Genomic DNA, 22627 nt, shown 5'->3' on the forward strand with positions numbered 1-22627 from the left:
CCATCAGCGGGTGGCAGAACACCGACGAGACAACTGGGAGCGTCTGGTCGACGTCCCCATGACCGCATCGGCACTCATCTTCCTCGCCGCGTACGCGTGGCCGATCCTCGAGCCCGACCTCGCGGGCTCGTGGGTCGTGGCCTGCCGGTGGATCGTGTGGATCACGTGGGCGATGTTCGCGGTCGACCTGATCGTGCGCATCGCCCTGTCGGAGGACCGGTGGGCCTTCGTGCGCAGCACGCCGGTCGACGTCGCCGTCGTGCTGCTCCCGCTGATCCGGCCGTTGCGGCTGTTGCGCCTCGTCAGCCTCCTCCACGTCCTGAATCGGCACGCCGGGAGCACGATGCGCGGCAAGGTCGGCATCTACCTGGTCGGATCGGTGACTCTGATCGTCTTCGTGGCCTCGCTCGCCGTGCTGGACGTCGAACGCGGCGGCACCGGCTCGATCCAGTCCTTCGGCGACGCCGTCTGGTGGTCGATCACGACGATCACGACCGTCGGCTACGGCGACACCTTCCCCGTGACCACGACCGGTCGCTTCATCGCCGCCGGCCTGATGTTCTCCGGCATCGCCGTGCTCGGCGTCGTGACGGCGTCCTTCGCCTCGTGGCTGGTCGAGCGCGTGTCCGAGGCCAGCGACGAGGCGGAGGCGGCGACGGCCCGGGACATCGCCGTCCTCCACCAGGAGATCCTCAGCCTGCGCGAGATCATCCTGCGTCAGGGCGAGCCACCCCGTGACGGCCTGACGGACGACGAGGCGCCCGGCCCCGTGGTGCACCGCTGACCTAGGGTGTTCGACGTGGCCCTCACCCGCGCCGAGCTCGAGTCGTACGCCGGTCGGACGATCCCGGACCTGGTCCCTGACGACCTGCGCCTTCTGCTGGTCGGCATCAACCCCGGGCTGGTCAGCGCGGCCACCGGGCTGCACTTCGCCCGACCGGGCAACCGCTTCTACCCGGCGCTGCGGCTGGCCGGGATCCTTCCTGCCGACGTCCTGACACCACAGGACGCCGCACCGGCCCTGCTCGAGCGAGGCGTCGGCATCACCAACATGGTCGCCCGCTCGTCCGCCCGCGCGGACGAGCTTGACGACGAGGAGATCCTCGCCGGGCGAGCCCGGCTCGAGGCGTTCGTCGCGCGGCACCGGCCGCGCGTCGTCGCGTTCGCGGGCATCACGACGTACCGCATCGCATTCGCGGACAAGAAGGCCGCCGCCGGCCGCCAGGACCGCACGATCGCGGGGGCGGACGTGTGGGTCGTGCCCAACCCGAGCGGCCTCAACGCGCACGAGACGGTCGACTCGCTCGCGGTCGCCTATCGCGCCGCCGCCGAGGCCGCGGGCGTGGTCTGAGCCCCTGCTCAGACGCCGTCGCGCACGCGCATGACGTCGGGCATCACGCCATAGAGCGAGACGATCAACGCCTGCACCGCCTCCGCGACCTGTTGGCCCGCGGGCGTCAGGACGTACTCGACGTGAGGCGGCAGGGTCGAGTGCACCCGCCGGTCGACGAGTCCGTCCCCCTCAAGGGCCTTGAGGGTCTGCGAGAGCATCTTCTCGCTGATGCCGTCCACCCGGCGGCGCAGCTCGCCGAACCGTGCCGGCTCGCTCGACAACGCGGCGAGGGTCAGCACCCCCCACCGGCTCGTCACGTGCTCAAGCACCTCGCGAGACGGGCACATCGCGGTGAAGACGTCGAACGGAACCGACTCCTGGGACATGGGAGACCTCCTGCCATCCGATGCTATCACTTGGTTAGTGCTAACTATTAGTTGGCACTAACCAATAGTTAGTGTACGTTCTCTGGCAGTGCCCGGAACGTCCGCGGTGCCAAGGAGAGGAATCACCATGACCATCGCCGTCACCGCCGCCACCGGCCACCTGGGCTCGCTCGTCGTCAGCTCCCTGCTCGACCGGGTCCCCGCCGCCGAGATCGTCGCCGTCGTGCGCGACCGCGACAAGGCCCAGCCCTTCGCAGACCGCGGCGTCGACGTCCGTGTCGCCGACTACACCGATGCCGACTCGTTCGACAGCGCACTCGCCGGGGTCGACCGGCTGCTGCTGATCTCGGGAACCGACTTCGGCGACCGTCGTGCGCAGCACGCCGGCATCATCGACGCGGCCGCTCACAACGGCGTCTCGCTCGTCGCCTACACCAGCGCGCCCGCTGCCGACACGTCCACGCTGCCGGTCGCGCCCGATCACCTCGCGACCGAGCAGTATCTCGCCCAGAGCGGGATCGACCACGTCCTGCTGCGCAACGGCTGGTACCACGAGAACTACCTGCCGACCCTCGAGACCGCGCGCCAGACCGGCTCGGTCCTCACCTCCGCAGGTGACGGACGGGTCTCCAGCGCCGCCCGCGCCGACCTCGCGGAGGCGGCGGCGGTCGTGCTGACGACCGACGAGCCCGTGAAGCCGGTCTACGAGCTGGGCGGCGACGTGGCCTGGTCGCAGGCCGAGCTCGCGTCCACGATCGGCGACGTGCTGGGCTCCCCCGTGTCGGTGGCGCAGGTGCAGCCCGAGGAGCAGGCTGCCATCCTCGCCGGGGCCGGCGTCCCGCCGTTCTGGGCCGACTTCGCGGTCAGCACCGACGCCTCGATCCGTGACGGCGAGCTCGAGGTCCCCGGCAACGAGCTCAGCACCTTGATCGGCCGTCCGACCACACCACTGGCCGAGACGCTTCGCGCCGCTGTGTGACCCTCTACGCCGCGGGGGCCGGGCCGGGCACCCGCGGCGTGAGCGTCAGCTCGAAGCCGACCGGCATGAGGGTGAGCCGCTCGGAGATCTGCAGCTCGTACGCGGGATCGGGCTCGAGGTCGTAGCGGTGGAGCATCTGCGCGAGCACCAGGACCGCTTCGTGCAGCGCGAACTGCCGGCCGATGCACGACCGCTCCCCCGTCCCGAACGGCTTGTAGGCGTGGGGCAGCCGACCGCGCGACCGACCGGGCAGGAACCTGTCGGGGTCGAACTGGTCCGCGTCATCGCCCCACACGGCTGGGTCGCGGTGCACGAGCGGGAGCAGGACGAGGGCCCAGTCACCGGGCCGCATGACGTGCCCCGTGCTCAGCGTGGTCGTTCGGCGCGGGCTGCGGCCGAACGCGGGCGCGGTCGGCCACAGCCGCAGCGCCTCATCGAGCACCCGGCGGACGTAGCGCAGCTTGGGCACCTGCTCGAAGGTCGGCTCGACGTCGGGGTCGGGCCCGAGCACCCGGTCGACCTCGGCCTGCGCCTGCTGCAGTGCGGCGGGGCTCCGGCTCAGGTGGTGCAGCGCGAACGACAGGGCGCCCGACGTGGTCTCGTGCCCCGCGACCAAAAAGGTCAGGATCTGGTGCCGAATGTTGACGTCGTCGAGCCGCTGGCCCGTCTCGGGGTGCGGCGAGTGCAGCATGATGCCGAGCAGGTCGTCATTGTCGTCGTCCCCGGCGCGCCGGGCCGCGATGAGATCGTCGAGCAACCGGTCGACGTACGCCTGGTGGTGCGCATTGCGCCGGTCGATCCTGCGCGCCATCATCGCTGAGCCGGGCATCGAGGCGAGCGTCCCCTTGCGCTGCCCTGCTCGGAGGGCGGCGATCATCGCCGGGATGAACGGATGCGGGTCCTCGCGGGTGAACGAGCCGAAGTCCTGGCTGAACGCGGTGCGGCTGATCGTCTCCAGCGTCAGGCGGGTCATGTCGGCCGAGACGTCGACGGGTCCCGGGCGCGCGTCCCAGGTGTCGAAGAGCTCACGCGCAGCGGCGAGCATGATCGGGTGGTAGCGGCGCATCGCGTCGCGGGTGAAGGCCGGTCTCAGCAGGTCGTGTGCCAGCGCCCAGTTGGTCTCGTCGTTGTAGGCCGTGAACAAGCCCTGCCCCGCGAACTCGCGCAGCGCCACGAGGGCGGGCGACAACGCCTTCTCGAACAGGCTCTCGTCGGCCAGCTCCGCGGCCAGCTCGGCCGAGGTGACGAACACGAACTTCTGGTCGAAGATCTTCAGCTCGAAGATCGGCCCGAGGCCTTCGGCCCGGCGCATCGTGCTCTGCAGCGGGGCCGCCGGGTCCGCGCCCAGCAGGTCACCGACGACGGGCCGCCGGCCGGGCGGGTGCGGGAAGGCCTGTCCCGACCAGTTGTTGCGCACCACGACCGATCAGAGACCGGAGCGACGGCTGACGGCACGGACGACCCGTTGGTAGCCCGACCCGGTCAGCCGGACGAACGCGTCCAGCACCCACGCGTCCGGGCCGACCAGCACCCGCGCCTTGTCCTTCTCCACGCCCGCCAGGATGATGTCGGCGGCCTTGGCCGGCGACGTGCGCGCGAGCCGGTCGAACGACGAGGCCACGTGCTCGTGGTCGACCCCCTCGACCTCGCCACCGTTGCGCGCGATGTTGGTCCTGATGCCGCCGGGGTGCACGCACGTCACCTTCACGGGACGGTTGCCGTTGATCATCTCCTGGCGCAGCGCCTCGGTGAAGCCCCGCACCGCGAACTTCGCGGCGTTGTACGCACTCTGCGACGGCACCGAGAACAGGCCGAACACGCTCGAGACGTTGATGACGTGTCCGTCACCGGACGCCACCAGGTGCGGCAGGAACGCCTTGGTGCCGTTGACCACGCCCCAGAAGTCCACGTCCATCACCCGGTCGATGTCCTTGAACGACATCTGCTCGACGGTGCCGGTGAATGCGATGCCGGCGTTGTTGAAGACCAGGTGCACGGCCCCGAGCTGCTCGGCGACCGTGTCGGCGTACGCCACGACCCGTTCGCGCTGGGAGACGTCCAGGACCTCGGCACGCACCTCGGCGCCGACAGCCCGCACGAGCGACTCGGTCTCGGCGAGCCCGGCGACGTCGATGTCGCAGATCGCGAGCCGCGCACCCCGTCGGGCGAGCTCGACCGCGAGCGCCCGGCCGATGCCCGATGCTGCGCCGGTGACGACGGCGACCTTGCCGCTGAAGTAGGTCATGCGGTCCTCGATTCCAGATACTGCGAGTATCTGGATCGGACGCTAGCAGAAGATCCGGTCAGGTGACAGAGCGTCGGCGCGGCGTCAGGCGGACGTCCGGCAGCGGCGGGGCCGGCACGACCTCCGAGCCGTGCCCGAGGACGTGGCCGAAACGGGCGGCCCCGGCCTCCCAGTCCGCTCGGGCCTCGGCGATGTCTTCGTGCGAGCGACCCACGAAGTTCCACCACATGACGAGCTCCTCGTCGAACGGCTCCCCGCCGATCAGCAGCAGGGTCGTGTCCTGCTGGACCTGCAGGCCGACCTCGGAGCGTCCCACGGCGAGATAGCGCATCTCACGATGGGCGATGTCCTCACCGTCCACGGTGACCGGGCCGTCGACCGCGAGGACTGCGTGCTCGAAGTCGTCCCGCAGCGGCAGCCGCACGAACCCCGGCCGTACGCGCACCTCGGCCCCCACGATCGGCGTGTGGGTCGTGGCCGGCGAGACCGCGCCTGCGACCTCGCCGAGCAGGACGGTTGCCGACCAGCCGTCACCGGTGGCGGTGGGCAGGTCCGGGTGGTGCTCGAACTCCGCGGGCCCACGTCGCGCCCCGGCCGGCAGCGCGACCCACAGCTGGAGTCCGTGCATCGGGGCGTCGGGGTCACCGACCGAGAACTCCGAGTGGGACACGCCGTCACCGGACGTCATGAGGTTGAGCTCGCCCGGACGCAGCACGAGCTCGCTGCCGAGGCTGTCGCGGTGGCGGATCTCGCCGGCCAACGGCCACGTGACGGTCTGCAGACCGATGTGCGGGTGCGGCAGGAGGGTCATCTGGTCGGTCGTCGGCCCGAAGTGATCGACGAAGCACCAGGCCCCCACGGTCGGGAACCCGCGCTGGGGCAAGGTGCGGTGCACGGTGAGACCGCGCAGACCACCCAACGGCACCTCCCGCGCGCCGAGGGTCATGTCGCTCATGACAGCAGCGTACGTCGCAGTCGGTCGGACTCGCTCGATCCAGGGGTATCCAACGTCACGCCTCCGCGACAGTGGCCAGGCGCGTCAGTGTCAGGGTGACACCGTAAAATCGGTGCGTGCCCCGTACCAGCAGAATCGCCACGACCGCCCTCATCGGTGGCGGGGCAACCGTCTCCGGGTTCTACGGCTTCCTGATCGGCGAGGCGATCCTGGCACGCAAGGCCATCGGGGTCACGGACGATCGTCCGCCGTCGCCCGACGGCCTCTACGGCGACGACCTGCCCGGCGCCCCGATCCGGGTGCTGGTGATCGGCGACTCCGCTGCCGTCGGATACGGCACGGACCGCGCCGACGCGACACCTCCCGCGATGCTGGGCATCGGCCTGGCCCACGTCATGGACGCGCCGGTCGAGATCCGCTCCCGTGCAGTCGTCGGGGCCAAGACCTCCGACCTCGCCGAGCAGATCGACTCGGTCGACGGATGGGAGCCGCACGTCGCGGTCATCGTGGTGGGGACCAACGACGTGACCCACCGGGTCTCACCGCGGACGTCCGCCGAGCAGCTCGGCGACGTCGTGCGGCGCCTCGTCGCCTCGGACTGCGCGGTCGTCGTCGGCACCACTCCTGACCTCGGCAGCATCCGCCCGATCATGCAGCCCCTGCGCATCGTCGCCCGTCAGATCAGCCGCGACCTCGCACGTCGCCAGACCATCGCCGTCGTCGAGGCCGGCGGCCGCGCCGTCTCGCTCGCCGATCTGCTCGGCGACCTGTTCACCGAGAACCGTGACGTCATGTTCGGCGCCGACCGGTTCCACCCGTCCGAGACCGGCTACGCCAACATGGTCTCGGTCCTGGTCCCTGCCGTCACGGCGTCGCTGCGCCAGCGGGCCTGGTCCTCGGCGTACGCCGACCTCGTCTCGCCGCAGCCCCCGCGCGACCTCATGTCGGTGCGCGACGCCGCAGCCGAGGCGTCCCAGCACGCCGGCACCCAGGTCGTCCAGGACGGCGGCCACGGCGGCGGACGGTGGGCCACCGTCCTGCGTCGCCGCCGCGCCGGCTGACATACCCTCACCTCCCCGAACAGACCGATGGCCGGCCCCCGAGGGGGCCGGCCATCGTCAGCTCACGGCTGCTGCGTCGATCAGTTGTCGCCGCGCAGGATCGCGAGGATGCGCAGGATCTCGATGTAGAGCCAGACCAGCGTGACGGTCAGGCCGAACGCCGCGCGCCAGGCCTCACGCTCGGGGATGCCGGCTGCGACACCCTTCTCGACGTAGTCGAAGTCCATGATCAGCATGAAGACCGCGAGCACGACCAGCGCGCACGAGACGAGCAGGCCGAGCGTGTTGAAGCCACGCAGGCCGCCGTTGTCGAGCACACCCGTCAGGCTGAGCACGAAGTTGACCAGCAGGACGCCCACGACGCTGAACATCGCGATCGTGACGATCTTGCGGAAACGGTCCGTGACCTGGATGTTGAAGAACTTGTACGCCGCGAGCGTGCCGGCGAAGGCGATGACCGTTCCGAGGACAGCCTGGAAGACGATCGACGGGGCGTTGACGTAGCCGGCGATGACCTTGGAGAAGGCACCGATGAAGACACCCTCGAAGACTGCGTATCCCAGCACCAGCGCGGGGCTGACGACCTTCTTGAACGAGTTGACCATCGCCAGGACGAAGCCGATGATCGCACCCAGGGTCGCGAAGGTCGCGGCCTTGCCGTACGCGGCCTCGCCGGTGGTCGGGTTCACGATGTCACCGATCGCGAACCAGGTGATGGCCGCGGCCACGGTCAGGACGCCGAGCGTGATGGCGGTCTTCTCGACGACCGAGTCCATCGTCATGCGACCGGTGCCGGTGCCGCGCTCGGTGTGGGTGGGCGAGCCGTTGAGGTCGACCTGCCACTGGGACGGGTCGTTGGCGATCGCGCCGCCGCGGCCGTTGAACTCGGCGCTGCGGGCGAAGACAGGATTGCTGCTCTTCATGTTTCCCTCCGTGGGATGGCTCCGAAAGATGGAGTCGTTGTGACTACCCTATCCAACGCTCGCGACAGCCTTTTTGATCCCTGATCGGTCGTTGCCCTTCGCAACCTCTCCCCGGTGCCGGTCCGAGGGCTCGACGTCTACGCTTGCCCGAGTGGAACCCACCCTCTATCGCTCAGAGCCCGTCTCGTTCACCCGCCGCGGAGGCCGCCTGACCGAGCGCCAGCAGGCCGCTTGGGACGCGCTCGCCGAGACGTACGTCGTGGACGTGCCGCGGCACGGACCGAACACCTCGATCGACCCGTCGTACGTGCTCGACCAGCAGTCGCTCTTCGGGCGCCGAGCGCCGCTGGTCGTCGAGATCGGCAGCGGAAGGGGTGAGGCGATCGTGCACGCCGCGAAGCAGCATCCCGAGCTGGACTTCCTCGGCCTCGAGGTCTACATCCCCGGTGTCGCCCAGACGCTGGTCACGATGCGGCACGAGGGCGTGACCAACGTGCGGCTTGCGATCGTCAACGCGGCAGAGGTGCTGGCGACCTCGCTCCCGGAGGGATCCGTGCACGAGCTGCGGATCTGGTTCCCCGATCCGTGGCACAAGAAGCGCCACCACAAGAGGCGACTCGTGACGCCGGAGTTCGCGGCGCTGGCGGCACGGGTGCTCGAGCCGGGCGGGGTGTGGCGGCTCGCGACCGACTGGCAGGACTACGCCGACCAGATGCGGGAGGTGCTCGACGGCTCCCCCGACTTCGACTTCTCCGGCGACTGGTCCGAGCGCTTCGAGGGCCGCCCGCAGACGCGCTTCGAGGGCAAGGGGCTGCGTGTGGAGCGGGACATCCGTGATCTCCACGCGGTCCGGCGTACGCCCTAGGATGACCGCATGACCGATCTCAGCAATGCCGCGAAGCTGCGGATCTCGGACGGTTTCGTCGTGTGGGTCGTCGGGACCTCGGTCGAGGAGACCACGCTGCTCGACCCGATGCCCGAGGGCGCGGAGATGGTCGAGGTGCGCGACGAGGAGGACCCGGAGTCCGTCGACGCGGCGATCCTGGTGGCCGACGACCGGCTCGTCCTCGCCGACCGCTTCGACGAGATCCTTCCGCAGATCGGCTCGATCCCCCTCGTCTGGGTCTGCTATCCCCAGCACGACAGCGCCGACATCGACGAGGAGTCCATCCAGGAGCTCGCCGCGGACTACGGCTGGTACGCCGAGGAGTCCGTGGTCCTCGACGACACCTGGGCCGCGCTGCGGATCGACCAGTCCTAGCCCGCGGTGCGCGTCCGCCTCAGCGGTTCTTCCACTGAGGCGCGCGCTTCTCCCCGAACGCCATGATCCCCTCGAGGGTGTCCTCGCTGACCAGCAGCTGGTCCATCGCGTCCGTCTCGTGACGGGCCGCCTCGACCGGGTCGGCGATGCCGCGGGTCTGCTCCATCGCCTCCAGCGAGAGTCGCACCGACGTCGGCGAGACCGCGACGACCTCCTGCGCCAGCCGGCGGGCGGCCGCGAGCGCGTCGCCCTTGGGGACCGTGCGGGTCACCAGTCCCAGCTGGATCGCCTCCTCCGCCCCGATCGACCGGCCGGTCAGGATCATCTCGTTCGCGACCTTCTCCGGGACGGCCCGCGGGAGCCGGACGACGCCACCGGCAGCGGCGAACAGCCCCACCTTGACCTCGGGCAGCGCAAACGTCGCCGACTCGTCCGCGACCGCCAGCGTGCAGGCCAGGACGATCTCGAAGCCGCCGCCCATCGCGGCTCCGTTGACCGCGGCGATGACCGGCTTGCGCAGACGGCGCGACGTGAGGCCGCCGAATCCGCTGTCGGGGAACCACGGCAGGTCGCCCGTCGTCGCGGTCAGGTCGTTGCCGGCGCAGAACGCGTCCTTCCCGGCGCCGGTGATGATCGCGACCCAGAGCTCGGGATCGGCCTCGAACGCATCGAAGACCTGCTCGAGCTCGACGTGCGCGGCCGCGTGAAGGGCGTTGCGGACGTCCGGGCGGTTGATCGTGACCTCCAGGACGTGATGGTCACGGTGCACGACGACGTGCTCGTAGTCCTCGCGCAGGCCCACCCGGGGAACGGGGAACAGCTCGTCCGCCCGCCCGCGGGTCAGGGTGACCCGGTTGCCGTAGCCGAACGACCGGACGAAGACCCGCGAGCCGAGCGGCTCGGCGTCCCCCAGCAGCAGGTCGACGACGTCCTGGTCCCCCGAGACGGTCGAGGCCAGGAACCGCCTGCCGTCGGACTCGAGCCGGCCCACGACGATGCCCGTGGGTCCGCTGCGCTCGTGCTTGACCGTGTAGGTCTCGATCGTGGCCCAGCCGTTGGGCGTGGACGTCGTGTGGGCGCTCGGCTCCGCGTCCAGCTCCTCCTGCAGCACGTCGTTGTCCACGACGGGCCACGGCCGGGGCGTGGTCGCGTACACGCCGACCGAGTACTTCGACAGGATCCCGCCGTTGGCGGCGACCATCCCGTACGAGCCGGGCGTCGCTCGCACACGGTCCACGATCTCCGCGATCGCATGCATCGAGTAGTTGTTGCCCGCTCCCCCGAAGAACGGCAGGCCACCAGTGACCGTGAGCCCACGCGGGTCCTCCGCGGCGAGGCCGACACCGTCGCACACGGCCGAGACCGCGATCGGGTAGCAGCTGTAGAGGTCCAGGTGGGCCAGGTCGTCGACCCCGATCCCGGCCACGTCGAGCGCGTGCGACACCGCGAGCACCGCGGCGGGGCTTGCGCCGAGGTCCGGGCGGTCCATGATGGGGCGCTCCGCGGTGTCGGCGCGTCCATGCACGAAGACCCACCGGTCCTCCGGGACGCCCAGTCGGCGCGCCGCCTCGACCGACATCATCAGCACCGCGGCGGCCTGGTTGACCTGGTCACGGGCGACCAAGAACTTCGTGTAGGGATCGGCAACCATGCGGTTGCGCTCGGTCACGGTCACGAGCTCCTCGGCGGAGCGCTCCGTCGGCGCCGCCGACAGCGGGTTGGCTGCGGCGACGCGCGAGAACGGCGCGAACAGCTCGCCCATCGACTGCGCGTACGTCTCGCGGTCGGTCTTGAGCCTCGCTCGGCGTGCGTGCTCGAGCAGCGCGTACTGGCTGGGCGTGTCCGTCAGGCCGTGCCGCACCTGGGCGACCGTCACGACGCCCTTCAGCCCGTAGCCGCGGTCCTCGACCGATCCGCCCGGCTCGTCACTGAAGTCAGGCTTGTCCTCCGCCTGCGACAGGTGCCGGGCCGTCGAGATCGCCTCCGAGCCCACGAGCAGGACCACGTCCGCCTCGCCGCGGGTGATCGTCTCCCCCAGCTCGGACACGAGGTGCTGCGGGCCCTGGCCACCGGCGACCTCCAGGATCGCGCGGTCCGGATCCGCACCGATGTCCCGCGCGATCGAACGCGCGACGTTGGCCGAGCGCCCGAGCGGAGCGAAGCCGATCGGCGTCGAGATCTCGAACTGCCGGATCGCCGCGAGGGTGTCGATCGCGGCGGCCAGGTCCGGGGCCCCCGCGTCCGCCAAGGCGTTGCGGGCCGCCTCCGCGGCGAGCCCCACGGCGGAAAGACCGCGGTAGTCCGGGTCGTCGACCCGCTCTGCGAACTGGCCGACACCGACGAGGACGGGAGTTCGAGGATCCAAGGGAGCACTCATGAGATGATGATACTGACGATTGCCGTTCAGTAATAAGGAGGTGACGACCATCACAAATCGCACCCTGGGTCGACCGCGTGATCCGGAGATGGAGCGACGGGTCCGCGATGCCACGTGCCGGGTCTACGGCCGCACCGGCTGGTCGGGCTTCAGCATCGAGGCGGTCGCCCGCGAGGCGGGAGTCGGCAAGGCGTCGATCTACCTGCGCTGGACCGACCGCAAGAACCTCCTCGTCGACTCCCTCGTGACGACGCTCGCCACCGTCGCGGACGTCGACACCGGCTCGCTGCGGGAGGACCTGCGCCTGATCGTCACCCACCACCTGCGCTACTACTTCGGCGACCTCAAGGAGGCCGCGTTCCGCATGGCGACCGAGGCGTCGTTGACACCCGAGCTGCGCGAGACCTGGGACACCTGGCGCGAGTCCCAGGCACTCGCCGCCCGCGCGACCGTACGACGCGGGATCGAGCGCGGCGACGTCCCCGCGGACGTCTCGGTCACGCTCGTGCTCGACACCCTGCTGGGCGGCGCACTGATGCACGCGCTGGTGACACCGCAGGCCATGGACGGGGCCGACATCGAGGAGCTGGCCGCGTCAATGGTCGACTTCGTGCTGGCCGCCGCCCACGCCTGAGCTACCAGCGCGGGTGGATCTCGTCGCGCAGCAGGCGGTCGTAGATGTCGCGCACGCCGGCATCGAAGCCCTCCGGGAGGACGACCTGCGCGGCCGCCGCGTTGCCGCGTGCCTGCTTCACGTTGCGGGCTCCCGGGATCGCCGAGGTGACGCCGTCCTGCGCGAGGATCCACGCGATCGCGGCCTGCGCGGGCTCGACGCCCTCGGGCACGAGGTCCGCGAACTCCTGGGCGGCACGGACGCCGGTCTCGAAGTCGACGCCGGAGAACGTCTCGCCCACGTCGAAGGCGTCGCCGGAGCGGTTGAACGTCCGGTGGTCGTCTGCGGCGAACGTGGTGTCGGCGGTGTAACGCCCCGACAGCAGGCCCGAGGCCAGCGGCACGCGGGCGATGATGCCCACCCCGGCCGCGCGAGCCGCGGGCAGGACCTCGTCCAGCGGCTTGAGCCGGAAGGCGTTGAAGATGATCTGGACCGAGGCGACGTACGGACGACGGATCGCGATGAGCGCCTCCTCGACCGTCTCGACGCTCACGCCGTAGGCCGCCATGGCGCCCTCCTGCACCAAGGTGTCGAGGTCCTCGAAGACACGCTCGTCGGAGAACACCGCGGAGGGCGGGCAGTGCAGCTGGACCAGGTCGAGGGTGTCGACGCCGAGATTCGCGCGTGATCGGTCGGTCCAGGCCCGGAAGGCGTCCATCGTGAAGTTCGTGGGGTCCTGCTCGACCCGGCGACCCATCTTGGTCGCGACGAAGATGTCCGCGTCCGGACGCGAGCGCAGGTACTCCCCGATCAGCTGCTCGCTGCGTCCGTCGCCGTAGACGTCGGCGGTGTCGAAGAACGTGACGCCTTCCTCGACCGCCGCGTCGAGCACCGCGAGCGCCTCGTCGTGGTCGACGTCGCCCCAGTCGGCGCCCAGCTGCCAGGTGCCGAGCCCGACGACCGAGACGTCCCGTCCCGTACGACCCAGTGTGCGTGTCTCCATGGCGTTGCTCCTTCGAGGTGGGGGCCGGCCCGGCGGACCTCTCACGGCCATCTACCCCCGCCTGCCGATCCGAACCATCCGCGTGGCGCAGATGCCCGCCACTTGCCAGAATCGAGGCATGTCCAACGACGCGTCCGGCGACAAGTTCTCCGACATCGCCCGCGCCCTCAGCAACGAGCCGGGCGTCACGGCCACCCTCGAGAACGCGACCGCGACCGCCGTGGCGATCATCGACGGCTGCGACTACGCAGGCATCTCACTGGTCACGAAGCGCGGCGGCATCCAGACCGTCGCCCCGACACACGACATCGCCGCCCGGGCCGACCAGCTGCAGCAGGAGGCCGGCGAGGGACCCGACCTGCAGAGCATCTCCGAGCAGGAGACCATCTACGCGGAGGACCTGCTCAGCGAGGACAGGTGGCCCCAGTGGGCCAAGCGAGCCGCGGACGAGCTCGGCGTGCGCAGCGTCCTCGCGCTCCAGCTCTTCGTCGGCTCCCAGTCGCTCGGGAGCCTGAACCTGTACTCCCGCGCACCGGGAGCGTTCCCCGTGGACCAGCGGGCGACGGCGATGGCCCTCTCGGCGCACGTCGCTGTGGCCGTCGCCGCGTCGACGCAGCAGGACGACCTGGAGTCCGCGCTTCTCAGCCGCACGGTCATCGGCCAGGCCGAGGGCATGCTCATGCAGCTCCTGGGCATCACGGGCGACCAAGCGTTCGCGGCCCTCGTCCGCGTCTCCCAGACACGCAACATCAAGCTGCACCTCATCGCGGCCGAGATCGTCGAGCACGGCGTACGACCCGATCTCTTCGCCTGAGTCGCAGGCGGAGGTCAGGCGGCGACGTACTCCATCACGATGGGTGTGCCCGGTGGGCTGGTCGACCAGTGCAGCAGGCCGTGCCCCTTGAGGTTGTGGTGTCTTCGGCACGGCGGTCCCATGTTGTCGCCGGTCGTCGGACCAACCGGGTGGGGTATTCGGTGGTCGAGATCGCAGCGTTCGGACGGCACCCTGCAGCCGGGTGCCTGGCAGACACCGTGCAGGAACCGAAGCGCCAGAGCGAGGGTGTCAGGTGCGAAACGACCCACGTACTCGTGAGAAAGGACGTCGTCGGTGACAGGGTCGACCACGATGCGGTGCCAGAACGCGCTTCCGGTCGCGATGACGTCGGTGAGCCAGGGGGCGGGAACCGCCCAGCAGCCGTCGGTCGACTCGGCGAAACCGGGCGCAGCACCGGCGAGCACGTCGGCTGAGACGGTGACGGCAATGTTCGCGTCAACGGCTGAGGTGACGGCGTCCGAGCTGGTGCACCAGGCCACCAACAGATCGGCCTCGCGCTGAGCGACGGTGCGGTCGTCGTCCGGGTCGGCCGGTTTGCGTGCCTCTTTGCGAAGGCGGGCCTCGATCGCGGCAGCCTCGTGGGAGGGCAGGTAGGCGTTCAGCCAGGACATGGAGTCGTCACCATGCGTGACCGTCACGCGCCGATCGGCGCGCTCCGTGTCGGCTCGTTCGACGGCCAGATCAGCCTCGACCCGCTGGACGAACCGCCGCAGCCATTGCCGCAGCTCAGCCCCGGTGTGGGAGGTCGCGTAGCCGATGACCCGGCCCTCGAGTCGGGCGATGGACTCGTCACGGTGCAGCTTCTCGATGGTCGCGCTGATGTCACTCACCCGGGAGAAGTCGATCAGCCCGTCGACGAATGCCTCCCACACCTGCGGAGTCTTCTCGCGCACGCGGTCGGCGATCGACAGTCGCAGGTGGATCTGCGCCTCGGACATCCCAGTCGCCTCACCGATCGTCAACGCGATCGCCGACCGCTCGATCTTGCGCCGCAGAGAGGACTCGATCAGGGCAGTGCGAGCCATCTCGGCGTCGCGGAAATCGACCATCCGCCCGATCGCGTACGCCTCGGCCCTGGCCTGCCAGCGCACGACGTCCGACAGGTCTTCTGTCGTCGGTGCTGTGGTGGTGGCCATACCTCCAACCTAGAGGTCACCACCGACACCCCATCTGCCGTGATCACAGGGGAATTTCGGTGCTCCCGGTGGGATTCGAACCCACACTGTGACGGGTTTAAGCCATCTGCCTCTGCCAGTTGGGCTACGGGAGCGGGTGGCCAGCCTAGCGGCGGGGCGACCTTCGCCCGGTCGGCAACCCTTCCGCGATCCTTGCGTTGCCGATAGTCTGACCATCCGGTGCGTATCACGAAATGAGTTGCCTCATGCGCAACAGATCGACAGCACGAGAACTGCGGAGGCTGCTCGAGAGCTCTCGCTACGAGGTCCTGCCCACCGCGTCGATCGAGGACAAGATCCTCGCGTCGGTCCCCCGGGGCCACACGATGACGATCACCGCGTCCCCGGGCAAGGGCCTCGGCGCGACGTTGGACCTGGCCGAGCGGCTCGCCGGTCACGGATACGTGGCAGTGCCGCACCTGGCAGCCCGGATGATCAGCGGACGCGACGAGCTCGCCGAGATCGTCGCGCGCCTCCAGGCGGCCGGCATCGACAGCGTCTTCGTGCCGGCGGGCGACGCGGATGCGGTCGGCGACTACTCCGGCTCGCTGGACCTGCTGCACGACCTGACCGCGATGGGCAGCCCGTTCCGCCACGTGGGCGTGACCGGATATCCCGAGTCCCACCCCACCATCGCCGACGACGTCACGGTGCAGGCCATGTGGGACAAGCGCCACCACGCGACGACCCTGGTCAGCAATCTATGCTTCGACCCCCAGCTCGTCCGCACCTGGGTACAGCGGGTGCGCTCCCGCGGTGCCGTCATGCCGCTGCTGATCGGGATGCCGGGTCCGGTCGAGCGCACCAAGCTCCTCTCGATGGCCACCAAGATCGGCGTGAGCGAGTCGACCCGCTTCCTGGCCAAGAACAAGTCCGTCTTCGCGCGGATCGCGATGCCCGGCGGCTTCAGCCCGGAGAAGTTCCTCGAGCGCATCGCCCCGACCACCCAGGAGCCGGCGTCCCACGTCGAGGGCCTCCACCTGTTCACGTTCAACCAGGTCGCCGAGACCGAGGCCTGGCGCCAGGAGCTGCTCGGGCGACTCGCGACCGCCGCGATCGCCTAGACCTGCAGCAACGCCCGCATCGAGCGGTCCAGCCCGCCCAGGCCGACGTCGACCTCCGTCAGTGGGAGACCGATCAGGGACGCGGCATCCACCGCCAGGGCCCGCAGCTCCGTGTCGGGCTCCTGCGCGAGCCACACCACCCGGGTGTAGTGCCCGAAGTAGTCCTCACGCAGCTCGGGGTACCGGTCGAGCCCGAGCTCCTGCACCACGGTGCGCCGGAACGAGCGCACCAGGAAGTCGGTCAGGACGTACGTGCCGGGCTGCTGCTCGAACATCGCGCGCATCCGGTCGGGGCCACCGAGGACGTCGTAGCAGTGCAGTCCGGCCAGACGACGCACGCCGTGCCGCTCGCACACCGCGTCCAGCTCTCCGTAGGTCCCGCAGTCGGCATAGGCGATCGCCACGGTGGCGTACGCCGGTCGGAGCGTGACGAGGAGCGCCTCGACCTCGGACGCGATCAGGTGCGGGGCGTTGTGGAGCAGCGGCGGCAGTGGGTGGACGTCGACCGGCCAGTCGTGCGACCGGACGATCTCGGCCACGGGCCGGGCGATCGCCCCGCACGCGATCACGGCGGTCCGGCGGGCGTCCGCGCCGTCACGGGAAGGCGAGGAGGTCGACGAACCGGTCGTTGAAGTCCGGTCGGTCCGAGAGCTCGACATATGACACCTCCTTCAGCAGCGCCTCGGCGCCGGCCCGCTCGGCCTTGCTGAGCAGGGTCATCTTGGCGCCCTCGCCCGCCACGTTGCCGGCGCTGACGATGCGCAGGACGGGAAGCCGCGGGACGAGCCCGATCCGGATCGCGCTGGCCGGGGAGAGATAGGAGCCGAAGGAGCCCGCGAGGAGGACCTGCTGCACGTCCTGCGCCTCGACGCCCATCTCCTCCAGCAGGAGCGTCCAGCCCGTAGAGATGGCCGCCTTCGCGAACTGCAGCTCGCGGACGTCGCGCTGCGAGATGTAGGTGGACTCCGCGACGTCACCCTCGGCGCCGGCCCAGTGCAGGACGAAGACGCGCTCCTCCCCGATCTGCACGAGCCGTCCGGCGAGCTTGGGCACGAGCTCCCGGGCGGCCTCCTCGCTGATCAGCCGGCCCGACCGGTCGAGCAGACCGATCCGCACGAGCTCGGACACCGCGTCGACGAGACCCGATCCGCACAGTCCCCGGGGCTCGACGTCGCCGATGACCTGCAGCTCGACGTCCTCGGGGGTCAGCGCGACGACCTCGATCGCCCCGTCGGCGGCGCGCATCCCGCAGCGGATCTGCCCGCCCTCGAACGCCGGACCGGCCGGCGCCGCGGTGGACAGCAGGCGCTCACCGTCGCCGAGGACGATCTCGCAGTTGGTGCCGACGTCGATGAACAGGCGCAGGCGCTTGTCGCGGTCCATCCCCGAGGCCAGGGTGCCGGCCACGATGTCGCCCCCGACGTACGCGCCGAGCGAGGGCAGGACGTACGCCGGCGCGGCCGGGTGGATCGCGACCCCGAGGTCTGCGGCCGCGAGGGTCGGGGTGGTCCGCGAGCTGAGGATGAACGGAGCGACGCCGATCGGCTCGGGATCGATGCCGAGCAGCAGGGAGACCATCGTCGCGTTGCCCGCGAGCGCGATCTCGTAGACCTGGCCGGGATCGATGCCCGCCTCGGTGCAGACGTTGTCGGTGAGCTCGGCGAGCGTGTCCTTCGCCAGCTCGGTGAGCCGCGGCAGGACGTCCGGGTCCATCATGGTGGCGCTGATGCGGGTGATCACGTCGCCGCCGAACGGCTGCTGCTTGTTGAGCATCGAGGCGACTGCCACAGGCGTGCCGGTCGTGGTGTCGAGCAGCGTCGCGACGACGGTCGTGGTGCCGAGGTCGAACGCCAGCGCGTGATGGGTCGCCGAGGTGTCGCCCGGCTCCACGTCGATCAGCTGGTCGTCCACGATGACCGCGGTGACCTTCCAGTCAGCCGCGCGGACCACGGTGGGGATGCGCCGCAGCGCGTGCAGGCTGACCACCGGCTCCAGGTCGTCGATGGCCGCGAGCAGCCGGTCGACGTCGGGGACCTGGTCGGACAGCGTCGGCTCGGACAGCTCGACGTACCGCTTCTGGATCGCGGGGCGCAGGATGACCTGTCGCCCCACCCCGACCGTCGCGGCCTTGGGACGGGTCGTCAGCGGCGGGATCTCGATCGACAGATCGCTGTGGACCGCCGCGAGGCACGCGAGCCGCCAGCCCTCGGCCAGCTGGTCGGGCCCGAACGCGCGCTGGTCCATGGGCGACACGGGGATCGAGCCGTCGAGGATCCTGACCTTGCACTTCTTGCACGTGCCGTGGCCACCGCACGTGGAGTCGACCGCGATGCCGTTCCAGCTGGCGGCATCGAAGACCGACACCGCGGGCGGGACGCGCACCTCCCGGTCGGCCGGGGTGAAGTGCAGCCGGAGGCGCCCCGTCCCGTCCCACTCGGGGTGGGCCGCCTGCTCGGCGTCCTCGTCGACGTGGATCGCCCGGGAGCGACGCGGCGGCTCGCTCATCAGGCGCTCGCGGCCTCCTGGGCCGCCTTCTCCGCAGCCTGGGCCGCCCGGTGCTCGGAGATCCAGGCCATGCCCCACTCGTCGTTGCCCATCACCACGTCGGCGGCGCGGACCGCACGGACCATGCGGGGGCTGCGGGCGTCCATGATCGCGGAGGTCAGGCCCGACGCGATGGCCATGGGCAGGAACGAGGCCCCGAGGTCGTCGCGACCCGGCATGCCGAACGAGTTGTTGCCCGCGCCGCATGTCGTGTTGAGCCCCCACCGCTCGCGGATCATCGAGACCGTGGTGAAGAACGAGCGGCCCACCTGGGGGTCGGCGCCGATCGGCATCGCCAGCGGGTCGATCACGATGTCCTCGATCGCGATGCCGTACTCGGTGGTCGCGACCCGCACGATCTTCTCGACCAGCGCGATGCGCTTCTCGGGCTCCATCGGGATCTCGTCGTGATCGTTGGGCAGCGCGATCACGGCCGCGTCGTACTTCTTGACCAGCGGGAGGATCGCGGCCATCCGGTCGTCCTCGGCGGTGATGGAGTTGACCAGTGCACGTCCCTCGTACGCCTTCAGGCCCGCCTCGAGCGCCTCGACGACCGAGGAGTCGATGCAGATCGGCAGATCACAGGTGCTCTGCACCAGCGTGATCGCCCGGCCCAGCAGATCGGCTTCGTCGGTCAGGGGGACGCCCATGTTGACGTCGAGCACCATCGCTCCCCCGGCCACCTGCGCTGCGACGTCCCGCTCGATCGCGGACAGGTCGCCCGCTCGCAGCTGCTCCTGGAAGATGCGCCGCCCCGTCGGATTGATGCGCTCGCCGATGATGCAGAACTTCTGGTCGTGACCGAGCACGACCTCCTTGCTGGCCGATCGGATGACGGTGTGCACGGGGCGGCTCCTGGCTGTGGGTCGGTGGTCAGACCGCGACGGACGCGCGGCGCTTGGCGATCAGGTCCTTGGCCTTCTTGACCGTGGCGGAGGCGTCCGGCGCATAGGCATCGGCGCCGACTGCGTCCGCGTACTCCTGCGTGACCGGGGCGCCGCCGACCATGACGATCACCTGGTCGCGCATGCCCGCCTTCTCGAGGGCGTTGATGTTGGCCTTGAACATCGGCATCGTCGTGGTGAGGAACGCCGACATGCCGACGATGTCGGGCTGGTGCTCGGTGATCGCCTCGATGAACTTCTCGGGCGCGACCTGCACGCCGAGGTCGATGACGTGGAAACCGGCGCCCTCCAGCATGATGTTGACCAGGTTCTTGCCGATGTCGTGCACGTCGCCCTTGACCGTCCCCATGAGGAACGTGCCGACCGTCTCGGCGCCGGTCTCGGCCAGCAGCGGGCGCAGCACGTCGAGCGCCCCGCTCATCGCGCGGCCGGCGATGAGCATCTCCGGGACGAAGAAGTCACCCCGCTCGAACCGGGCGCCGACTTCCTCCAGGGAGGGGATCAGCGCGTCGAACAGGAGGGTCTCAGGCCCCATCCCCATGTCGATGCCCATGGTGGTGAGCTCGAGCACCCGCGGGGCGTTGCCGACCAGCGTCTCGTCGTACAGCCCTTGCAGCACTTCGTCAGGAGTCATGCCGGGGATACCTTTCGTGCGTGCCGGGCGAGCAGCCCGGTCAGCCGTTGGGACTCGGCCACCAGGAGGTCACCGATGCTCTTGTGGGAGTCCTCGAGGCGGAACGCCGGACCGGACACCCCGATCGCTGCGACGACCCGCTGGTCGTCTCCGCGCACGGGAGCCGCGACCCCGTCGAGGCCCTGCTCCAGCTCGCCGCGCGTGATCGCGAACCCTCGGCCGCGCACCAGCTCCAGCTCCTCGCGGTACGCGTGGGGATCGGTGATCGTGGCCGGCGACCTGCGCTCCATCTCCCCCCTGGGCATGGGCAGCGCCCCGAAGGCGTGCATGACCTTGCCCAGCGAGGAGCAGTGCGGGGGCACGTCGATCCCCACCCAGTTCATCGCGCCGAGCATGTAGCTGGAGTCCACCTGGGCGACCTGGACGACCGTGCCCGCCCGCGCCACCGCGAGGTTGACCGTCTCCCCCGTCGCGTCGGCGATCCGGTCGAGCGTGGGCTGGGCCGTCGCGACCAGCGCCTCGACGCGGTCGAACCGGCGCGCGTAGTGCTCGAACAACGTCCCGCCGCGGAACGCCCCGTCGGGATCGCGCTCGAGCAGGCCGTTGCGCTCCAGGCTCTGCAGCAGGCGCGACGCGGTCGACCTGGCCAGTCCGGTCTGCTCGACGATCGAGGTGTAGGTGACCGGCTCCTCGGCGCGCACGACGAGCGACAACAGCTCGGCGGCTCGATCGAGGGACTGGGTGCCGTTGCTCATCGCGGTGCGACCTTTCGCCACATTTGTTCCATATTGTGGAACCACAATTCCACAACTTGAGGGTAGGATCCCGAATCGCAGGGGTCAAGCACAACGGTGCAGCGATTTCTCCCGGCCCCGCTCCGTCGTTGGAGGTCCGATGTTCAAGAACACGATGCCGCGCTACGAGATCCTGTCCGAGGACGCGATGGCGTCCCTCGAGACGGCCTGGCGCCGGCTGATGACCGAGGTCGGCGTCGAGTTCATGCACGACGACGCGCTCGAGCTGTTCCGCCAGGCCGGCCAGAAGGTCGTCGACAACACCGTCTTCCTGGACCCCGAGTTCGTGCTCGCCCAGGTCGCCAAGGCGCCACGCGAGTTCGACGTCCAGGCCCGCAACCCCGCCAACAACGTGCACATCGGCGGCGACTTCATGTCGTTCAGCGGTGTCTACGGCCCGCCGTTCGTCCGCGAGGGCGCGGTCCGGCGGGACGCCATGATGGACGACTTCCGCAACTTCACGAAGCTCGCGCAGGGCTACGACGAGCTGGACTCCGCCGGCGGCATCATCTGCGAGCCGTACGACACCCCACTCGACTCGCGGCACCTCGACATGCTGCTCGCCCTGCAGACCCTGACCGACAAGGTCTACATGGGCAACGTGGTGTCGGGGGTCAATGCGCGCGACACCATCGCGATGGGCGAGATCCTGTTCGGCGGCCGCGAGGCCATCGAGGAGACGCCGGTCTCGATCTCCCTGATCAACTGCAACTCGCCACTGCGCTGGGACGACCGCATGCTGGAGTCCCTGCTGGAGTACGCCCGCGCGGGCCAGCCGGTCGTCCTCACCCCGTTCATCCTCATGGGCGCGATGTCCCCCGTCACGATCCCGGCGGCCCTCGTGCAGCAGATCGTCGAGGCGCTCTCGGGCATCGCTCTGGCCCAGCTGGTGCGGCCGGGCACGCCGGTGATCTTCGGCTCGTTCCTGTCCAACATCGACATGCAGTCGGGATCGCCGTGCTTCGGCACGCCGGAGTCGGGAATCGGCCTGCTCTGCACGGGTCAGATCGCCCGCCGGTTCGGCCTGCCGTTCCGCTCCGGCGGTGGCCTCACCTCGGCGCACCAGGCCGATGCGCAGGCCGGCTACGAGTCGCTCATGACGTTGATGCCCACGTTCCTGGCGGGTGCGAACTGGGTCATGCACTCCGCCGGATGGCTCGAGGGTGGGCTCGTCGCGGGCTACGAGAAGTTCGTGATGGACGTCGAGCTGCTGCAGATGCTGCGGGCCGAGTTCACGCCGCTGGAGATCGACGAGTCGTCGCTCGCCTTCGACGCCCACGTCGAGGTCGGCCACGGCGGGCACTTCCTCGGCGCGATGCACACGATGGAGCGCTTCCGCACCTGCTTCCACCGTCCGTTCCTGTCCAGCTCGGACAACTTCGACAAGTGGACCCGCAACGGATCCCTCGACACCAACGACCGGGCCTCGGTCGTCTATCGCAAGCGCCTCGAGGAGTACGAGCAGCCGCCGCTGGACGAGGGCATCCGCGAGGAGCTCGAGCGGTACGTGATCCGTCGCCGCGCCGAGCTCGGCGACTGA

23 protein-coding genes and 1 tRNA gene are annotated in these 22627 nt (G+C 70.0%); 10 read left to right on the forward strand and 14 right to left on the reverse strand.

The window, feature by feature from the left end:
• Window positions 1-10: 10 nt before the first annotated feature.
• Window positions 11-784 carry a potassium channel family protein gene (locus GEV26_RS13395; protein WP_243838756.1) on the forward strand — a complete coding sequence of 258 codons (774 nt, stop codon included), beginning with the start codon at window positions 11-13 and terminating at the stop codon, window positions 782-784.
• Between the two features lie 15 nt (window positions 785-799).
• Entirely contained in the window at window positions 800-1351 is a 552-nt protein-coding gene (locus GEV26_RS13400; RefSeq protein ID WP_153653814.1) for a mismatch-specific DNA-glycosylase, read from the forward strand.
• Window positions 1352-1359: 8 nt separating this feature from the next.
• Here the strand turns inward: GEV26_RS13400 and GEV26_RS13405 are convergent, their stop codons facing one another.
• Window positions 1360-1719, reverse strand: coding sequence for a winged helix-turn-helix transcriptional regulator (locus GEV26_RS13405; protein WP_153653816.1), 360 nt, complete (start codon window positions 1717-1719; stop codon window positions 1360-1362).
• 127 nt (window positions 1720-1846) lie between these two features.
• Here GEV26_RS13405 and GEV26_RS13410 point away from each other — a divergent pair, with 127 nt between their 5' ends.
• Window positions 1847-2698 carry an SDR family oxidoreductase gene (locus GEV26_RS13410; RefSeq protein WP_153653818.1) on the forward strand — a complete coding sequence of 284 codons (852 nt, stop codon included), beginning with the start codon at window positions 1847-1849 and terminating at the stop codon, window positions 2696-2698.
• 4 nt (window positions 2699-2702) lie between these two features.
• Here the strand turns inward: GEV26_RS13410 and GEV26_RS13415 are convergent, their stop codons facing one another.
• The 3 genes from GEV26_RS13415 to GEV26_RS13425 are packed head-to-tail and all read right to left on the reverse strand — an operon-like array spanning window position 2703 to window position 5898.
• Window positions 2703-4118, reverse strand: coding sequence for a cytochrome P450 (locus GEV26_RS13415; RefSeq protein ID WP_243838757.1), 1416 nt, complete (start codon window positions 4116-4118; stop codon window positions 2703-2705).
• A gap of 6 nt (window positions 4119-4124) precedes the next feature.
• Window positions 4125-4943 (reverse strand): SDR family NAD(P)-dependent oxidoreductase, encoded by an 819-nt coding sequence (locus GEV26_RS13420; RefSeq protein ID WP_153653820.1) that lies wholly within the window; start codon window positions 4941-4943, stop codon window positions 4125-4127.
• A 58-nt stretch (window positions 4944-5001) separates the two neighbouring features.
• Window positions 5002-5898 carry a pirin family protein gene (locus tag GEV26_RS13425; protein WP_153653822.1) on the reverse strand — a complete coding sequence of 299 codons (897 nt, stop codon included), beginning with the start codon at window positions 5896-5898 and terminating at the stop codon, window positions 5002-5004.
• 116 nt (window positions 5899-6014) lie between these two features.
• On the opposite strand from GEV26_RS13425, the gene GEV26_RS13430 reads away from it, so the two are divergent.
• The gene (locus tag GEV26_RS13430) at window positions 6015-6959 is read left to right on the forward strand and encodes an SGNH/GDSL hydrolase family protein (protein WP_153653824.1); all 945 of its coding nucleotides are present in this window, start codon (window positions 6015-6017) and stop codon (window positions 6957-6959) included.
• 80 nt (window positions 6960-7039) lie between these two features.
• Here the strand turns inward: GEV26_RS13430 and GEV26_RS13435 are convergent, their stop codons facing one another.
• Entirely contained in the window at window positions 7040-7882 is an 843-nt protein-coding gene (locus tag GEV26_RS13435) for a Bax inhibitor-1/YccA family protein (RefSeq protein WP_153653826.1), read from the reverse strand.
• A 151-nt stretch (window positions 7883-8033) separates the two neighbouring features.
• Here GEV26_RS13435 and trmB point away from each other — a divergent pair, with 151 nt between their 5' ends.
• Together trmB and GEV26_RS13445 are read left to right on the forward strand one after the other, a co-directional pair.
• Window positions 8034-8747: a tRNA (guanosine(46)-N7)-methyltransferase TrmB gene (trmB, locus tag GEV26_RS13440; RefSeq protein ID WP_208430968.1), complete on the forward strand. Its 714-nt coding sequence runs from the start codon at window positions 8034-8036 to the stop codon at window positions 8745-8747.
• Window positions 8748-8756: 9 nt separating this feature from the next.
• Window positions 8757-9143 carry a DUF3052 family protein gene (locus tag GEV26_RS13445; protein ID WP_153653830.1) on the forward strand — a complete coding sequence of 129 codons (387 nt, stop codon included), beginning with the start codon at window positions 8757-8759 and terminating at the stop codon, window positions 9141-9143.
• A gap of 19 nt (window positions 9144-9162) precedes the next feature.
• Here GEV26_RS13445 and GEV26_RS13450 read toward each other — a convergent pair whose 3' ends face one another.
• The gene (locus GEV26_RS13450) at window positions 9163-11520 is read right to left on the reverse strand and encodes an acetyl-CoA acetyltransferase (RefSeq protein ID WP_153653832.1); all 2358 of its coding nucleotides are present in this window, start codon (window positions 11518-11520) and stop codon (window positions 9163-9165) included.
• A gap of 88 nt (window positions 11521-11608) precedes the next feature.
• Here GEV26_RS13450 and GEV26_RS13455 point away from each other — a divergent pair, with 88 nt between their 5' ends.
• Entirely contained in the window at window positions 11609-12154 is a 546-nt protein-coding gene (locus GEV26_RS13455) for a TetR/AcrR family transcriptional regulator (protein ID WP_153653834.1), read from the forward strand.
• Window position 12155: 1 nt separating this feature from the next.
• On the opposite strand, the gene GEV26_RS13460 is transcribed toward GEV26_RS13455, so the two are convergent.
• On the reverse strand, window positions 12156-13136 hold the full coding sequence (locus GEV26_RS13460; RefSeq protein WP_153653836.1) for an aldo/keto reductase: 981 nt from the start codon (window positions 13134-13136) through the stop codon (window positions 12156-12158).
• A gap of 118 nt (window positions 13137-13254) precedes the next feature.
• On the opposite strand from GEV26_RS13460, the gene GEV26_RS13465 reads away from it, so the two are divergent.
• Complete coding sequence (locus tag GEV26_RS13465; RefSeq protein WP_194839861.1) at window positions 13255-13950, forward strand: GAF and ANTAR domain-containing protein; 696 nt, start codon at window positions 13255-13257, stop codon at window positions 13948-13950.
• Between the two features lie 14 nt (window positions 13951-13964).
• Here the strand turns inward: GEV26_RS13465 and GEV26_RS13470 are convergent, their stop codons facing one another.
• On the reverse strand, window positions 13965-15107 hold the full coding sequence (locus GEV26_RS13470) for an HNH endonuclease signature motif containing protein (protein ID WP_153653841.1): 1143 nt from the start codon (window positions 15105-15107) through the stop codon (window positions 13965-13967).
• A gap of 60 nt (window positions 15108-15167) precedes the next feature.
• Window positions 15168-15241 (reverse strand) — tRNA-Leu (locus GEV26_RS13475).
• Between the two features lie 111 nt (window positions 15242-15352).
• On the opposite strand from GEV26_RS13475, the gene GEV26_RS13480 reads away from it, so the two are divergent.
• Window positions 15353-16210 carry a methylenetetrahydrofolate reductase gene (locus tag GEV26_RS13480; RefSeq protein WP_153653843.1) on the forward strand — a complete coding sequence of 286 codons (858 nt, stop codon included), beginning with the start codon at window positions 15353-15355 and terminating at the stop codon, window positions 16208-16210.
• Here the strand turns inward: GEV26_RS13480 and GEV26_RS13485 are convergent.
• Genes GEV26_RS13485 through GEV26_RS13505 form a run of 5 tightly spaced genes read right to left on the reverse strand, consistent with a single transcriptional unit; the run spans window position 16207 to window position 21048 of the window.
• Window positions 16207-16749 carry a DUF1638 domain-containing protein gene (locus GEV26_RS13485; protein ID WP_208430969.1) on the reverse strand — a complete coding sequence of 181 codons (543 nt, stop codon included), beginning with the start codon at window positions 16747-16749 and terminating at the stop codon, window positions 16207-16209. The genes GEV26_RS13480 and GEV26_RS13485 overlap by 4 nt on opposite strands.
• A gap of 55 nt (window positions 16750-16804) precedes the next feature.
• Window positions 16805-18715, reverse strand: a complete 1911-nt coding sequence (locus GEV26_RS13490) for an ASKHA domain-containing protein (RefSeq protein WP_153653847.1) — start codon at window positions 18713-18715, stop codon at window positions 16805-16807.
• Entirely contained in the window at window positions 18715-19599 is an 885-nt protein-coding gene (locus GEV26_RS13495; protein ID WP_153653849.1) for a dihydropteroate synthase, read from the reverse strand. Before GEV26_RS13495 ends, GEV26_RS13490 begins: the two co-directional genes overlap by 1 nt.
• 28 nt (window positions 19600-19627) lie before the next feature.
• On the reverse strand, window positions 19628-20293 hold the full coding sequence (locus GEV26_RS13500) for a corrinoid protein (protein ID WP_153653850.1): 666 nt from the start codon (window positions 20291-20293) through the stop codon (window positions 19628-19630).
• Window positions 20290-21048 carry an IclR family transcriptional regulator gene (locus GEV26_RS13505; RefSeq protein ID WP_153653852.1) on the reverse strand — a complete coding sequence of 253 codons (759 nt, stop codon included), beginning with the start codon at window positions 21046-21048 and terminating at the stop codon, window positions 20290-20292. The genes GEV26_RS13500 and GEV26_RS13505 overlap by 4 nt, the downstream gene beginning before the upstream one ends.
• Before the next feature lie 4 nt (window positions 21049-21052).
• Between GEV26_RS13505 and GEV26_RS13510 the strand changes: the two genes are divergently transcribed.
• Window positions 21053-22627, forward strand: a complete 1575-nt coding sequence (locus tag GEV26_RS13510; protein ID WP_243839056.1) for a trimethylamine methyltransferase family protein — start codon at window positions 21053-21055, stop codon at window positions 22625-22627.

Source organism: Aeromicrobium yanjiei, from assembly GCF_009649075.1.
GTDB classification, from domain to species: domain Bacteria; phylum Actinomycetota; class Actinomycetes; order Propionibacteriales; family Nocardioidaceae; genus Aeromicrobium; species Aeromicrobium yanjiei.

Excerpts from the sequence above, each read along its gene's own strand:
- GEV26_RS13405 (WP_153653816.1), bottom strand. The coding sequence starts at position 1,719 with ATGTCCCAGGAGTCGGTTCCGTTCGACGTCTTCACCGCGATGTGCCCG.
- GEV26_RS13410 (WP_153653818.1), top strand. The coding sequence starts at position 1,847 with ATGACCATCGCCGTCACCGCCGCCACCGGCCACCTGGGCTCGCTCGTC.
- GEV26_RS13420 (WP_153653820.1), bottom strand. The coding sequence starts at position 4,943 with ATGACCTACTTCAGCGGCAAGGTCGCCGTCGTCACCGGCGCAGCATCG.
- GEV26_RS13425 (WP_153653822.1), bottom strand. The coding sequence starts at position 5,898 with ATGAGCGACATGACCCTCGGCGCGCGGGAGGTGCCGTTGGGTGGTCTG.
- GEV26_RS13435 (WP_153653826.1), bottom strand. The coding sequence starts at position 7,882 with ATGAAGAGCAGCAATCCTGTCTTCGCCCGCAGCGCCGAGTTCAACGGC.
- GEV26_RS13445 (WP_153653830.1), top strand. The coding sequence starts at position 8,757 with ATGACCGATCTCAGCAATGCCGCGAAGCTGCGGATCTCGGACGGTTTC.
- GEV26_RS13450 (WP_153653832.1), bottom strand. The coding sequence starts at position 11,520 with ATGAGTGCTCCCTTGGATCCTCGAACTCCCGTCCTCGTCGGTGTCGGC.
- GEV26_RS13455 (WP_153653834.1), top strand. The coding sequence starts at position 11,609 with ATGGAGCGACGGGTCCGCGATGCCACGTGCCGGGTCTACGGCCGCACC.
- GEV26_RS13460 (WP_153653836.1), bottom strand. The coding sequence starts at position 13,136 with ATGGAGACACGCACACTGGGTCGTACGGGACGGGACGTCTCGGTCGTC.
- GEV26_RS13465 (WP_194839861.1), top strand. The coding sequence starts at position 13,255 with ATGTCCAACGACGCGTCCGGCGACAAGTTCTCCGACATCGCCCGCGCC.
- GEV26_RS13470 (WP_153653841.1), bottom strand. The coding sequence starts at position 15,107 with ATGGCCACCACCACAGCACCGACGACAGAAGACCTGTCGGACGTCGTG.
- GEV26_RS13480 (WP_153653843.1), top strand. The coding sequence starts at position 15,353 with ATGCGCAACAGATCGACAGCACGAGAACTGCGGAGGCTGCTCGAGAGC.
- GEV26_RS13490 (WP_153653847.1), bottom strand. The coding sequence starts at position 18,715 with ATGAGCGAGCCGCCGCGTCGCTCCCGGGCGATCCACGTCGACGAGGAC.
- GEV26_RS13500 (WP_153653850.1), bottom strand. The coding sequence starts at position 20,293 with ATGACTCCTGACGAAGTGCTGCAAGGGCTGTACGACGAGACGCTGGTC.
- GEV26_RS13505 (WP_153653852.1), bottom strand. The coding sequence starts at position 21,048 with ATGAGCAACGGCACCCAGTCCCTCGATCGAGCCGCCGAGCTGTTGTCG.